Origin of the sequence: Natronorubrum halalkaliphilum (assembly GCF_009834785.1) — an archaeon.
GTDB lineage: Archaea > Halobacteriota > Halobacteria > Halobacteriales > Natrialbaceae > Natronorubrum > Natronorubrum halalkaliphilum.
The window spans coordinates 27,268-40,696 of sequence record NZ_WUYX01000064.1 but is presented as its reverse complement, the minus strand read 5'-3'; the positions used below and the strand labels follow the sequence as shown (position 1 = coordinate 40,696).

Below are 13,429 nucleotides of genomic sequence, written 5' to 3'. Positions count from 1 at the left end.
GATCGAGAAAATCCGGTCTCGGACGCCTCGAGACCGGCTGTTACCAGCGCGTTCGCGTCTCCGGTGGCTGGACGGTGCTCGCCCCAGTCGTCGGTGATCGGGCCGCCGCTTCGGCACCGATCGGGATGCCGGGGACAGCACGCACGCAGATCCGACTACTTCCGCTGAGAGCCACCACATACCATCCGAGATTTTCAGTTGGATAAGGGAATATCTATTGATCGATCGCCTCGAGAGTGCGTAATTATCTCACAGAGTGTACCGCGTGTCGCTCCGAGAGGGCCTCGAGCGATCGCCTTTCGACGAAATCGCTAATTATCGCTCGAACTGCAACGATTCGTCACCCTCTGGTGTGCTGGCGAAAAGCTACCCGCGCCAATCGATCGTCCGTGACGTACCTGACTCTGGAGGAGTGAAACGATATATCGTAGTATGGTTTATTGGGGGGAAAGGAGCTCGAACTCCATCAAGACCCCCTGAACCCGAGACGTATGGCCCCTACTGCCCTTCGAGCCAGTGAAACAGCCGCTCGAGCAGCCGTTCTTCAGCCGCCGTCGAAAACAGATGGCCTTCCTCGGCGAAAATTTCGAGGAGTACGTCCGTTTCGAGCCGAGCCGCCGCTTCCACGCTGTCCGTCACGTCGACGGACTCATCTTGACGCCCGTGAACGATCGCCACCGGAACCTCGAGGGACGCTTCGACACCGTCGAAGTCGTACTCGTCGAAATCGTCGAAGAACCGCCGGTCGATTCGGTCGTCTGTCTCGAACTGGTACTCGCCCTCGCGCTCGACGGCGGCTCGATACTCGTCGAACGCGCGGTTGGCCGTCACGGGTGCCCGAGTTGCGACGGCGTCGACTCGAGGATCGCGAGCGGCGGCGTGGAACGCGACCTTGCCGCCGAAACTCGAGCCGAAGAGCGCGTACGACGGCGGGTCGAAGTGATCGACGACGGCACGCAGATCTTCGAGTTTGGAGCTGAGCGTCTGGTCGACGAACGCGCCGTCGGAATCGCCGCAGCCGCGAAAATCGAACCGGACAGCGTTGTAGCCGTGCTCGACCGCCCGCCGACAGCGGTGTTCGTAACTCCCGTGCTTGTCGCTCAGGAAGCCGTGACAGTAGACGAGCCAGTCGTCGCCGGGTGCGTCGTGGTGGACGGCGGCGACGGTTTCCTCGCCGACCGGAATTCGGTGCTTCGTTTCGACCATCGCCTCCGGGTTGGGGCTCGAACCGGTAGTCGCTGGCGGTCTGATCGGTTCGATCGCTTGCACATCGTTTACGGCCGTTGGCCGCCACTGATAGAGTATGACCCGCACGACCTACAGGTGTACCTGCGGCGCTCTCCTCGAGTTCAAACACGATCTCGAGAAGGAGTCCGGGATCGCGACACCGACCTGGAAGTGTACGGACTGCGGGACGCCCGTGCCGGGACAGATCGCCGAGAAGGTGAGACACCAGAACCCGTCCTGAGACGTTTTGCTGAGTTTCCCCGGCCAGCCGGTACGGATCGATCATCGCAAGCATGGCCGATATGCGTCGACGTGGGCAACTGTCCACGAGAACGATGGACTGCAATCGCAGACGAGCGCTCGAGTTGTCCGGACTCGCCGCGGTCGGATCGATCACGCTGCTCGCGGGCTGTGGCGACGAAGGGCCCGGGGTCGACGACGGCGGGGATCCCGGTGCTGAGGAGCAGGAAGATCCGACGGGCGGCCACCCCGAGGAAGATCATGAAGAGGACGAAGACGACGAAGACGGCGAAAACAACGGAGAGAGCGACGAGGGCGAAGACGGCGCCGAAGGCAGCGACGAAAACGGCGAAGACGAGTAACCCCTCCACTCACTAGCGCTAACGGCCCCGCTCGGTCCAACCATTGCGGCGCGCGATTTCACGATGAGTCGTCCTCGAGCACTTCGTCGACCTTCTGGGCCGTCTCTCTGGCCTGAATGTTCTGATAGGATTCGTTGGTCACGTCCATCGAACTGTGTCGGAGCGATTTCTGAGCCACCTCGGAGTGACCCTTCTCGTACAGTTCGTGCCCCAGCCCCCGTCGACCACCGTGAGGTTTCAGATACTCGTTTTCGTCCGGGTCGTACTCGAGTCGGTCGTACGCGGCAGTCAGATCCGACGAGAGGCGTTTCAGGATCGTCCGCGCGCCGTTCGTCGAGAGCGCCGGCGGCGTGACCTCGTGCTCGCGGAGTAGGTCATCGATCGACGCCCGCTGGAGCATCGTCTCGAGCCGGCCTCCGCCAAACTCGGCCTCGAGTGCCGCTCGCTTCGACGGGTAGTGATTCGTCGGGAACACCGGCCAGTCGTCGGTCGGCGGATCGAGGATGCGCTTGTAGGTCTCGAGTACCGACGCCGCCCGCGGCGGGAGTTGTGCCTGCTGGTAGGGGTCTTTCGTCGCGGCCTGAACCTTTCCGAGGACGGTGAGCGTGTTGCCCTCGACGTCGACATCGGTCCAGGTGAGCCCGTCGCGACGGTCGTCACCCGAGACGCTGAAGACCTCCGCGCCCCGGACGCCCGTGAGCCCGAGCACGGCAACGATCGCTCGATCCCGATACCGCTCGAGCGTAATCGATGGCGGTGCTTTCGGCGGGGTGAGCGCGCTGTCAACGCGTTCTCGGCAGAATCGCAGCGCCAGTTTTCGCTCGACGGGCGTCCAAAACTGCCGGTCCGGATCCGCCGTAATCGACGGGAGGAACTCGTCGGCGTCGTTCGTCTTCGCGGGGTTCGTATCGAGATAGCCGTCCCGGACGGCAAACGACAGAAACGCTCGCACGTAGGCGTAGTAGGTGTGTGCCGTCGACGCCGCGAACTGTACGTCGTCGCGCTCGGTCTTGCGTTTTAAGTACAGCCCGTAATCGCGACAGTGGGCCTCGTCGACCTCGTCGAAGGACTCGAGTTCGAACTGGTCGATCCACTCTTCGAGCGCACTGTCGATGACCGTCTTCGAGCGGCCGGAGACCGTCTCGAGGTAGCGGTCGTCTTTGACCGTGCGGACCGTCTGCGGACTCGACGGTGCGTCGTCAACGGCCGGCGTCTCGCTGTCCATCGGTTCGAACGACGGTACGGAAGCGACCCACCTAAAGGTACTTCATCAAACTCGTATTTGACGAAGTGGTTTTGAGGGGGAGAATTCGGGCGACTCGAGCCGTCTCGCTGGAGAAAATCCAGAATGGGCGCATCCATAAATCCTATTACGATATACCGAATGGCGTCGCCGGCTACTCACTCATTACTACCAGCCCGTACGGGCGGGTAACTCATACTGTCCGCTCTCAGTCATTTCCGAGGGGCCGCAGGACGGCTTGCGGCCCCACCGGTACATCGGTACAGCAAACCGTATCACTCGCTGCGGTCGGTTACCGCCACGTCGCCCGTCTCCGTCACGATTTCGAGTCGGTGCGTTCCGTCCCCGACGACGGCCTCGATCAGCGAATCGCCCGTCATCTCCGGGAGTGCATCGACACCAGTAACGGAAATTTCGCCGGTCTCGGTCGTGATCTCGAGTGTCAGATCGAGTTCGTCGGGCACGCGCAGATCGATGCCGCCGGTGGTCGTCCCGATAACCGCGTCGCCGTCGATACCGGGTAGCGAAGCGGTGACGTCGCCGGTAACGGTCGCAAGTCGGTCGATCGACGCCGGATCGTCGACGACGACGCTCCCGGTCTCGGTCGTCGCCGAGACGGTTCCGTCGACGGCCGAGGCGGTCACGTTCCCGGTTTCCGTTTCGATTCGCAGGTCCCCATGGACGTTCGCGACGTCGACATCGCCGGCTCCGGACTCGATCCGGCACACCTCGAGAGCTTCGGGAACGGTCAGCGAGAGGTCGAGAATCGGGTCGGGCCGAAGCCCGAAGAGGGTTCGCGAGTCGTTTCGATCGACCGCCACCTCGAGAACCCCGTCCGCCGTCGACGTCCTGAGTCCGATCGATTCGAGGTCGTCCCGGCTCACGGCGCCCTTTCGACCCTCGATATCGATCGATCCCTGCGACGCCGCGTGTACGTCGACGTCGCTGACGACCGTCGAAACCGCAATCGCACTCAGTTCGTCGGCGGCGTGCGTTTCGGTGATCGTTTCCTCGACGTCTCGGCCCCCCGAAAGACAGCCGGCCAGCCCGCAGACGGCACCGACAGCGCTCCCGGCGAGCACCGATCGCCGCGACGCCACGCGAGTCATACGCTGGAGTACCCGTTCGATCGACATAATGCCGACCGTCACCGAACGCGTACGTCACCGCGAGCGGACAGTTCGGCTCCCGATACCGAATTTTGTTCCGGGAATAGCGCGCCGAAACACAGATTTAGGATGCTGGGCCAGTACTGTACGCATAGATGCTCTGCGGCGCCGATTTCACTGACCGTTCAGCGCACGGTACTGCGGCTCTCGAGCGGACGGGACACACCGGGGGAATGACACGGCACCTGCTGGTGAGTTTTGCAGATGTAGACGGTGGAGCCGAGGTTGAGAGTTGGAATAGGGGTCGGAGAGGTACGAGTACGAATACGCCTGAGAGGAAGGGGAGGGCTAGGATCAGGGCCAGGACCAGAGCCAGGGTGATCGATCCGTGACCGACTCCGAGAGGGACGTCGCCGTAATCGACGCGGTCGACGCCTATCTCCAGCGAAAGTCCGTCGGCGATCCCGACGGATCGGGAGCGGGCACTTACGCGTCGAACGCCAGATCGATCCTGCGGCGCTGGGCCGACTGGCTCGAGTCCGAACACGACATCAGATCGTTGTTCGCACTCGACGTCGAGCACATGCACGCCTACGCCGGCGAGTTGCGAGCGCGGGCCGACCGCGGCGAGTACACCGCCTCGACCGCGGGCACCTACTACGCGGTCGTCCGAGCGTTTCTCTCGTGGTGCGTTCGCGGCGGCATTTTAGAGACGAACCCGGCCGCGACCGACGCCGCCGAATCCGCGCTTCCCTCCGCCGAAGAGCGGCCGGACAGCGAGTTCTGGACGGCCGACCAGCGCCGGCGACTCGAGACCGCCGTCCGCGAGCGCGCACTCGAGGCCGCGACGGGCGAGTACAGCCGCGACGAACGGCGCAACCGACTGCGGGAGTACGCCATGGTCGCGTTGCTCGCTCACTCGGGCGTTCGGGGCTCGGAGCTGTTTCGGGTCCCCGACGACGAGCGACGCACGGGTGCCACCTGGGACGACGTCGACTTCTATACGGGCACGATCCGAGTGTTGGGCAAATCCCAGCGCCTCGAGGACGTTCCGCTGCCGGCCCCGGCCCGGACGCCGCTGCGACGCTATCGCGTCGCCCTCGATCCGCCGTCGAACGACTGGCCGCTGTTCCCGACCCGTCACGCGCCCTCGATCGCCCGGCGAGTGAGAACGGTGCTGGCCGAGCGCGGTCACGACGAGGAAACGATCGAAGCCCTGTTCGAAGACGCGACGGCGAGCGAGCTCGCTCGCGAGCGCTCGATCGCGCCCCCGACGATCACTACTGAAGGCGCTCGATCGGTGCTCAAACGCCTCTGTAAGGAGGCGAACGTCGACGTCGACGGCGACTACCTGACGCCGCGCGGCGTCCGCGGCGATCGCGGCGATGGCGACGGCGACGAACGCTACCGGCGCGAAGCGACGACGTCGAAACCCGCGTTACGCGCCTCGATCTTCGAGCGAACGATCGCCGTACCCGAAACCCACGCTTCGATCATCGACGTCGAGTCGGGCGAGCAAGAGGAGCAGTCGGAGCGTCGCTGAATTCGAAATTCGAGTCCGAATCAGGGCTTAATCCGAGCCGGATCGATCTCGTACCGTTTCTTGCAGTCCGCTCTCGTGGGCTTGAGCGCGTTGGGCCTGACCGACTCGAGTGCGTATGCGAGAACAATCCAAATCAAAAACGGACCGACAAGCGAAAACGAGCGTGAAAGCGGACCTGACAGCTGGAATCGAAACCGGTAGCCGAACGCTCAGTTGATGAGCAGCCAGACGATGATCGTCAGCAGGATCGTCAACAGGAGCACAGTGGTGCCGATACTCGTCCGGAGGTGGATCGTCGACGGGCGACCGCCGTCCGCCGGACGCTGCTCTTCAGCTTCGACCATCGGAAGCCGGCGAGCGGCCGCGTCGACTGCCAGAACGGGGTTGTTCCCGACCCAGTAACAGCGTTTGACGAAGTCGACGACCGCGGCGTCGACCGTGGCGTACGTCCACGTGGTCGCCCGCATCGTTCCGCGACCGACGTGGTAGGTGACGGGGTTGACGATCAGCGCGGGATCGGAGTAGTCCATCTTCGACAGCGGCTTACGGATGAGCTTGAACCCGACTGCGGAGATTGCGATCAGGACGGCCGCATCCATCAGGTGGCCCGTACTGTAGGGAGTGAGCGTCTGGTCCTCGCCGCCCGGTCCGAGCCACTGGGTTCCGTCAATCATCGGGAGCAGGTCGGTGAAGACGGGCCAGCCGACCGCCGGCAGCCCGAGGACCACACAGGCGCCACCGACGGAGAGCATCGCCGTGATCTGACCCGTCTTTGCGTCTCTGACCTCCCGATCGCTCTCGCCGTGGAAAAAGACGTAGAAGCCGAGCTTGATGAACGAGAGGAAGGTCCCGATCGCACCGATAAACAGCAGCCAGTACAGCGCCTGGTACTCCGAGCCGCCGTAGTAGCTCGGATCGGCTGCGTCGAGGACCATCCCCTTGCTGATGAAGCCGCTGAAGCCGGGAACGGCGGTAATCGAGAGCGCGCCGATGAAGAAGGCGATGGCGGTTAAGGGCATCTCCCGCCAGAGCCCGCCGAGTTTGTAGAGGTCGTTCTCCCGCGTGCGGTAGATGACGACCCCGACGGCCATGAACAGCAGGCTCTTGTAGAGGACGTTGTTGAACAGGTGCCCCATCGCGCCGGCGGCACCGATCGTCGTCCCGATACCGATCCCGGCCACCATGTAGCCAAGCTGGGCCTGAATGTGGTAGGACAGCAGCGCGCGCATGTCGTGTTGGAGCAGCGCGAAGACGACGCCGTAGACGGCCATCAGCCCACCCATGTAGGCGAGGTAGATGTTGCCCTCCGGAACCGCACGCAGGAGGACGTAGGCGCTCGTCTTCGTGGTAAAGGCAGCGAGGAACACCGACGCGGCGAAGTGCGGACGTGGGTAGGTGTCCGGCAGCCAGGTGTGGAAGCCGACGAACGCAACGTTGACGCCGATCCCGAGGATCGCAAGCAACATCGGCAGCCCCTCCGCGAACCCGCCAGCGAGCAGGGCGTTCGGATAGTCGACGCCCTCGCCGAAGACGAAGGACCCGACCTGGGCGTAGTGGGCGATCACCGCGAACAGCACGAGACTGCCGCCGATCCCGTGGGCGATCGCGTACCGGTAGCCCGCGCGGACGGCGTCGCCGCCGTAGTGCCACACGAGCAGCGTGCTCGTCAGCGCCATGATCTCCCACATGAACACGAGGACGAGCCAGTCGCCCGCGAAGGCCGCTCCGAGCGCGCTCGCGACGTACGCCAGCGCGAACGCGGCCATCGTCTTCGTCGCCTCGCTCGAGTAGGCGTAGATAACGGCGAACGTGCCGAGGAAACCGAGCGCGATCCCCATCATCCGGGTGAACTCGTCGATGTAGAACGGCTGAATATCGCTAAAGCCGAGGAACGTTCCGGTGAGGTGGGCTCCTTCGGGTGCGAAAGCTGCAATGGCCACCACGGCCGCGAGGCTGAGCGCGCCGAGCGCAAAGCCCAGTATCCGCGGCAGGACGAGCACGAGCAGCGCCGCCGCAAAGACCAGCAGCGGCGGGTAGGCCATCGTCAGCAAGTCAGCATCGATCATTCGCCGATCACCTCCATGGCCTCCGCAAGCGAGAGGCCGTGCAGTTCGTCGAACGAGTCGACGCCGAAGATCCCCTCGACGATGTACATCGCGAGGTCGAGGAAGACCGCGTAATCGGGGATCACGCCGAGCGTGACCGCTCCGACCGCGATGACGCTAATCGGCAGGATCATGAGCCACGTGCTCTCGGTGAACGGCGAGTGGCGTTCCCAGCCGCCGGCCGGCGGCCCGCCGTGGTGGTGATCGCCGTGGTCGTGGTGGTCGTCGGCGTGGTCCTCGTGGGTCTCTGCGTCCTCGGGAACGGTGTGATCGCTCGGGTACTTGTCGACAGCATATTCGGGCTCGTCGTCTGTATCGTCCGCCTCTTCGTCCAGTTCCGTCGGCGTCCCGGCACCTTTGGCCTCGGATTCCTCCGCCTGTTCGTCGGCGGGTTGTGGCTGTCCCGAATCCGGTTTTTCGCCGCCGTCGGCTCGACGATCCGACGAGGACCGCTCGCCTCCGTCCGTGGCGACCGCATCGCTGTCGAAGTACGACTCGAGTTTGCCACCCGGCGGGAACTCGAGGATCGGCTTGGCGTCGTGGCGATCCTCGCTCTCGAAGAAGGCCGTGTAGACGACCGGCCAGAGGTAGGCGATGTTCAGGATACCGGAGACGATCAGCGCGGCCGCGAACAGCCAGTACCCGCCACCGACCGAGCCGGAGCCGATCAGCATGTAGAACTTGCTGACGAAGCCGGCAATCAGCGGCATGCCGGCCATACCCGCCGCGCCGATGGCGAAGGCGGACATCGTCAGCGGCATCCGTTTCCCGATGCCGGCCATCTCGCTGACGTAGTCGGTGTGGGTCTCGACGTGGACCGCCCCCGCACAGAAGAACAGGGTGAGCTTCCCGAACGCGTGAGCGGGGATGTGGAACAGCGCGCCGGCGATCGCGAAGGGGTGGAGCATCGAGAGTCCGAGCACGATGTACGACAGCTGTGCCGTCGTCGAGAACGCCAGCCGGCGCTTGAGGTGGTCCTTGCGCATCGCGATGATACTCGCGGCCGTGAGCGTGAACGCGGCCAGTATCGCGACCGGAACGTTCAGCCCGACCTCGCCCACTGCGGGGACGTTCAACGGCAGATCGTGGATCAGTCCCGGGCCGAAGACCTCGAGAATGACTCGAGCCACGCCGAACGCGCCGGACTTGACGACGGCGACCGCGTGGAGCAGTCCGGAGACGGGCGTCGGCGCGACCATCGCGTCGGCCAGCCAGGAGTGTAAGGGCATCACCGCGGCCTTGACGCCGAAGCCGGCGATCAGCAGGTAAAACGCCGCCTGAGCGATCGCCGGATCCGCCGCAGCGGCCTCGGCCAGCATCTCGATGCCGCCGGATTCGAAGGCGAGGTGGGCCTGACCGGCGGGGTCTGCGCTACTGGTGAGCCAGTAGACCAGCACGGTCCCGCCGAGCAGGAAGACCCCGCCGCCGAAGAACGTGTAGGTGAGATACTTCCGACCCGCGATGCGGGCCTCGTTGTCCTCGTTGTGGGCGACCAGCGGATAGGTAACGAGGCTCAACAGCTCGTAGAAGATGAAGATCGTCACCAGATTGCCGGCGAAGGCGATCCCGATCGCCGTCGAGAGACTCGCGGCGAACGCGGCGAAGAAACGGGTCTGGGCGTGTTCGTCGAGTCCGCGCATGTAGCCCGCGGCGTAGAACGACGTGAAGATCCAGAGGAAGCTCGCGAGCATCGCAAACAGCATCCCGAGCGGATCCGCACGCAACACGAAGTCGATCCCGGCGAGGAACTCGACGCCGAGTGACTCGCTGAGACTCCAGTAGTACGTCGTGCCGTCCATCACGCCGGGCAGCATGCTGGCGACGATTCCGAACTTCACCAGTGCGGCGACGACCGACCAGCCCTCGCGGACGTTCGGATAGCGATACGACGCGATGATCAGCAACATCGCGACCGCCGAAACGAGAACGGCGGCCAACGGCAAGATGGATGTTTCAGTCATTCAGTGAACACCTCCTCGGTAAACGGCTCGAGCCACTCGAAGAACGCACCGCCGGCGAAGCCGAGGAGTACGGCGGCGACGGCGATAGCGACGAGGATCGCGACCATCCCAAACGAAACGGCGTCGGGGGAGCCCCGGCGGATCGAGTCGCCCTCGAGAAGCGACCCACCGTCGCGTGCGGTTTCGACGCCAGCCTCCGGTTCGCCACCGTCCGCTGCAACTCGGCCCGGCGGGTGTGGCGATTCGACGGGCGTCGGCGGCGTGAAGTACATCTTCTCGAGCAGGCGCGCCGCGTACGCCAGCGTGAGCATGGTGCTGAGGAAGATGACGGCGGCGACGGGCCACAGCTCGGCCTCGACCGCGCCGACGGCGATGTACCACTTGCCGATGAAGCCGGCGGACGGCGGAATGCCGATCAGCGCGATCAGTAAAATGCCCGTCGACGCCGCGGCGACGGGTCTGTTCTTGGCGAGTCCGGCGTACTCGTTGACGGTTCGGGCACCGTAGCCCAGCGCGATGACGCCGGCGGCGATGAACAGCCCGGCTTTCATGACGCCGTGGCCGATCAGGTGGATGACCGCGCCGACGAACGCCGTCTGCGTGACGAGGCCATACGCGGCGACGACGAGTCCGAACTGCGAGACCGACGAGTACGCGAACATCCGCTTGACGTCGCGCTGAATCACGGCGAGCGTACTCCCGGCGAGGACGCTGACACAGCCGACCGTGACGACGATTTCGGTCAGATACGGCGTCGCGGTGAGGAACTCGGGGCCGAAGACGTTGTACATCACTCGCCCGAGTGCGTACGCGGAGACGGTCGACACGAGCGCCGCGATCACCGGCGTCACGCCGTCGGGAGCGTGCTGGTAGGCGTCGGGCTGCCAGGTGTGCAGCGGCCACTGGGCGACCTTCAGCGCGAAGCCGACGAAGATGAAGGCGAAAGCCGCACGAAGCAGCGTCAGATCGCTTCCGCCCTCCTCGACGACCGCCGGAATAACCTCGCCGAGGACCTGCATGTTCAACGCCCCGGTCGCCATGAAGAGGAAGCCGACGCCGATCAGATACATCGACGCGCCGACGGTTCCCAGGATGAGATACTTCAGGGCCGCAACGGCGGACTCGGGACCGTCGCCGCTGGCGATCATGGCGTAGGTCGCCAGCCCGACGATCTCGAGGAAGACGAACATGTTGAAGACGTCGCCGGTCAGCGAGAGCCCGAGCAAGCCGCCGATAAGCAGCAGGTAGCCGGCGTAGAATGTGTTCCCGCGCGGGCCGCCGACGCGCATGTACGCGAGCACGCCCGCAGCGGTGAGGGTCACGAGCAGGGCGATCAGGACGGAGAACTCGTCGGCGACGAGTTCGATGCCGATCCCCTGTGGCTCGCCCCAGTTACCGAGGACGTGAACGACGCGGCCGGTTTCGTAGACGGCAGCCGCGAGATACGCCGTCGCGGCGAACAGCGCCGTCGTCGTGACTGCGGCGACGGACCAGCCGGTCCGTTCGAATCGCAGACCGAGGACGATCGGCACGGTGGCCAGCAGGATCGGGGCGGCGACCAGCAGGGCCGGCAGCAGTTCGGCGAGTCTACTCATCGGCACGCACCTCCCGGAGAGTATCCTCGCGGAGCGTTCCGTACTCCGCGTAGATGCGGACGATGAGCGCGAGCCCGACGGCCGTCAGCGCGATTCCGACGACAATCGCGGTCAGCACGATCACGTGTGGAAGCGGACTCGCCATCGCGAGTTCGCCGGGACTCGAATCGGCCGGAACGATCGGCGCCTTCCCGCCCTCGACGTAGGCGACCGCGACGAAAAACAGGAAGATCGCGGTCTGGAAGAGGTTGACCCCGATCAGCTTCTTTACGAGGTTCTCGTTGGCGATCATCATGTACATCCCGATCCCCATCAGGACGAACATCAGCGCGTAGGCGTACCGAGTGGCGAGAATATCGATGGCGCCCTCAATCATCGTCGTTCACCTCCTCGAACCCCTCGTTTCCCCGACTGTGGCGTTCGGGCCTGAAACCCGCGGCCGTCGCGAAGAAGAGGGTGATGACAACGCCGGCGACGATCAGCGCGACCCCGCCGACTTCGATGGCTTCCATCCCCCAGTAGTGAGCGATGCCGAAGGCCTCGGTAAACTGATCGTACTCGAGGAAGTTCCCCCCGAGCGCGATGGTGGCAAGGCCGGTCGCGATGAAGATGGTGACGCCGCCGGTGACGAGGCCGACGACGAAGGAGTTTTTCAGCCATCGACGGGTGGGCTCGATCCCGAAGGCGAACGCGAGCATGAGAACGGTGACGCCGATGATCGCGCCGCCCTGGAAGCTCCCGCCGGGGGTGTCGGCCCCGTGGAGACTCATGAACATGCCGTAGGTCAGCGTAAACGGTGCGATGATCTTGACGGTCGTCATGATCACCTGGCTCTCGGTGTAGGTATCGTCGTAGGAGTCAGCTTGCGACATCAGGTAAACACCTCCCGTTTCAAGACGAGGAGAACGGCGAGTCCGGCCGCGAAGACGACGACCGCCTCGCCGAAGGTATCGAATCCTCGGTAGGATGCGAGGACGGCGCTTACGGCGTTCTGAGCGCCGGTGTCAACGTACGTATTCTGCACGTAGTAGACGGACGGCGTCTCCTGGAGCGCCTCCCAGCCCCAGATCGGTGCGTCGGCGTCGCCGACCGCGTACATGTCCGAAAGCAGACTCGAGAGGACGAGCACGAACGCGCCCACGGCGACGACGGCCGGAACGTGGATTCGTTCGAACAGTTGGTCGGTCGGCGGCCGGGTCGTTCGGGCGATCGTCAACAGGAGCAAGATCGTCGTCACGCCGGCACCGATCGCGGCCTCGGTCATCGCGACGTCGGGTGCGAGCAGGTACGTGTAGAGGATAGCCATCCCGAGGCTGTAGGCCCCGAAGACGACGATCGCCGACAGCACGTCCCGGAACAGCGCCGTCGCGACTGCAGTCAACAGGATGAACACGGCGAGCGTGTAGGCGATGGCGCTCATTTCGACTCACCCTCCTCGGACTCCGAGTCCTTGGTCCACGGCTCGATACCGCTCTCCGCGGCCGAGCGCGCGATCGCGTGTGCCGCCGTCGGGTTCGTGATGAACACGAAAAACAGCAGCAAAACGGTGTAGACCGTCGCCTGCTGCCAGCCGAGCGCGAGCGCGACGGCCGCCAGCGCGAGTCCCGCGCCGAGCGTATCAGTCTGCGAGGCGGTGTGGGCCCGCGAGTAAATGTCCGGCAATCGGAGCACGCCCATCGCCGAAACGAACGTAAAGAACAGTCCGAAGACGATGAGGACGACGATCGCCAGTTCGTAGAGCGTTTCGCCCATCGGGATCGCGTCGATCACAGCACACCACCCCGTTCGACGGTAAACTTCGAGATGGCAACCGCCATCAGGAAGTTCAACAGGGCGTAGATCAGCGCGATATCGAGGAACCACGGCTCGTCGAGCCCCGCTGCGAGGAGCGCGAGGATGACGACCGTGTTCGTCCCGAGAACGTTCACCGCGAGCAGTCGATCCTGGGTCGTCGGCCCCATGACCGCACGGTAGAACATCATGATCGCGAGGACGATGAACAGCGCGGCCGCGCCGAGGAAGAGATCGTTGATCGCGAACTCAC

14 protein-coding genes are annotated in these 13,429 nt (G+C 64.5%); 3 read left to right on the top strand and 11 right to left on the bottom strand.

Going from position 1 to position 13,429, the window contains the following annotated elements; translation table 11 throughout:
- Positions 1–498: 498 nt before the first annotated feature.
- Complete coding sequence (locus tag GS429_RS17640; RefSeq protein ID WP_160066664.1) at positions 499–1,206, bottom strand: alpha/beta hydrolase family protein; 708 nt, start codon at positions 1,204–1,206, stop codon at positions 499–501.
- Between the two features lie 97 nt (positions 1,207–1,303).
- Between GS429_RS17640 and GS429_RS21975 the strand changes: the two genes are divergently transcribed.
- Together GS429_RS21975 and GS429_RS17635 are read left to right on the top strand one after the other, a co-directional pair.
- Positions 1,304–1,468 carry a hypothetical protein gene (locus GS429_RS21975; protein ID WP_201294044.1) on the top strand — a complete coding sequence of 55 codons (165 nt, stop codon included), beginning with the start codon at positions 1,304–1,306 and terminating at the stop codon, positions 1,466–1,468.
- Between the two features lie 94 nt (positions 1,469–1,562).
- A complete protein-coding gene (locus tag GS429_RS17635) occupies positions 1,563–1,829 on the top strand; it encodes a hypothetical protein (protein ID WP_160066663.1) in 267 nt (88 codons plus the stop codon).
- Between the two features lie 58 nt (positions 1,830–1,887).
- Here the strand turns inward: GS429_RS17635 and GS429_RS17630 are convergent, their stop codons facing one another.
- Both GS429_RS17630 and GS429_RS17625 read right to left on the bottom strand, forming a co-directional pair.
- Positions 1,888–3,054 (bottom strand): tyrosine-type recombinase/integrase, encoded by a 1,167-nt coding sequence (locus GS429_RS17630; protein ID WP_160066662.1) that lies wholly within the window; start codon positions 3,052–3,054, stop codon positions 1,888–1,890.
- Between the two features lie 293 nt (positions 3,055–3,347).
- Positions 3,348–4,181 (bottom strand): DUF4097 family beta strand repeat-containing protein, encoded by an 834-nt coding sequence (locus GS429_RS17625; RefSeq protein ID WP_160066661.1) that lies wholly within the window; start codon positions 4,179–4,181, stop codon positions 3,348–3,350.
- Positions 4,182–4,569: 388 nt separating this feature from the next.
- On the opposite strand from GS429_RS17625, the gene GS429_RS17620 reads away from it, so the two are divergent.
- Positions 4,570–5,724, top strand: a complete 1,155-nt coding sequence (locus GS429_RS17620) for a tyrosine-type recombinase/integrase (RefSeq protein ID WP_328821462.1) — start codon at positions 4,570–4,572, stop codon at positions 5,722–5,724.
- Positions 5,725–5,933: 209 nt separating this feature from the next.
- On the opposite strand, the gene GS429_RS17615 is transcribed toward GS429_RS17620, so the two are convergent.
- From GS429_RS17615 to GS429_RS17580, 8 genes are read right to left on the bottom strand one after another with little or no spacing between them, the layout of a single operon-like run.
- Positions 5,934–7,790, bottom strand: a complete 1,857-nt coding sequence (locus GS429_RS17615; protein ID WP_160066660.1) for a Na(+)/H(+) antiporter subunit D — start codon at positions 7,788–7,790, stop codon at positions 5,934–5,936.
- Entirely contained in the window at positions 7,787–9,790 is a 2,004-nt protein-coding gene (locus tag GS429_RS17610) for a proton-conducting transporter transmembrane domain-containing protein (protein WP_160066659.1), read from the bottom strand. The genes GS429_RS17615 and GS429_RS17610 overlap by 4 nt, the downstream gene beginning before the upstream one ends.
- Positions 9,787–11,385, bottom strand: a complete 1,599-nt coding sequence (locus GS429_RS17605) for a proton-conducting transporter transmembrane domain-containing protein (RefSeq protein ID WP_160066658.1) — start codon at positions 11,383–11,385, stop codon at positions 9,787–9,789. Before GS429_RS17605 ends, GS429_RS17610 begins: the two co-directional genes overlap by 4 nt.
- Complete coding sequence (locus tag GS429_RS17600) at positions 11,378–11,761, bottom strand: cation:proton antiporter subunit C (protein WP_160066657.1); 384 nt, start codon at positions 11,759–11,761, stop codon at positions 11,378–11,380. Before GS429_RS17600 ends, GS429_RS17605 begins: the two co-directional genes overlap by 8 nt.
- Positions 11,754–12,257 carry an MnhB domain-containing protein gene (locus GS429_RS17595; RefSeq protein ID WP_160066656.1) on the bottom strand — a complete coding sequence of 168 codons (504 nt, stop codon included), beginning with the start codon at positions 12,255–12,257 and terminating at the stop codon, positions 11,754–11,756. The genes GS429_RS17600 and GS429_RS17595 overlap by 8 nt, the downstream gene beginning before the upstream one ends.
- A complete protein-coding gene (locus GS429_RS17590; protein WP_160066655.1) occupies positions 12,257–12,805 on the bottom strand; it encodes a DUF4040 domain-containing protein in 549 nt (182 codons plus the stop codon). The genes GS429_RS17595 and GS429_RS17590 overlap by 1 nt, the downstream gene beginning before the upstream one ends.
- Complete coding sequence (gene mnhG, locus GS429_RS17585; RefSeq protein WP_160066682.1) at positions 12,802–13,137, bottom strand: monovalent cation/H(+) antiporter subunit G; 336 nt, start codon at positions 13,135–13,137, stop codon at positions 12,802–12,804. Before mnhG ends, GS429_RS17590 begins: the two co-directional genes overlap by 4 nt.
- Before the next feature lie 14 nt (positions 13,138–13,151).
- On the bottom strand, positions 13,152–13,367 hold the full coding sequence (locus GS429_RS17580) for a cation:proton antiporter (protein ID WP_425438209.1): 216 nt from the start codon (positions 13,365–13,367) through the stop codon (positions 13,152–13,154).
- Positions 13,368–13,429: the final 62 nt, after the last annotated feature.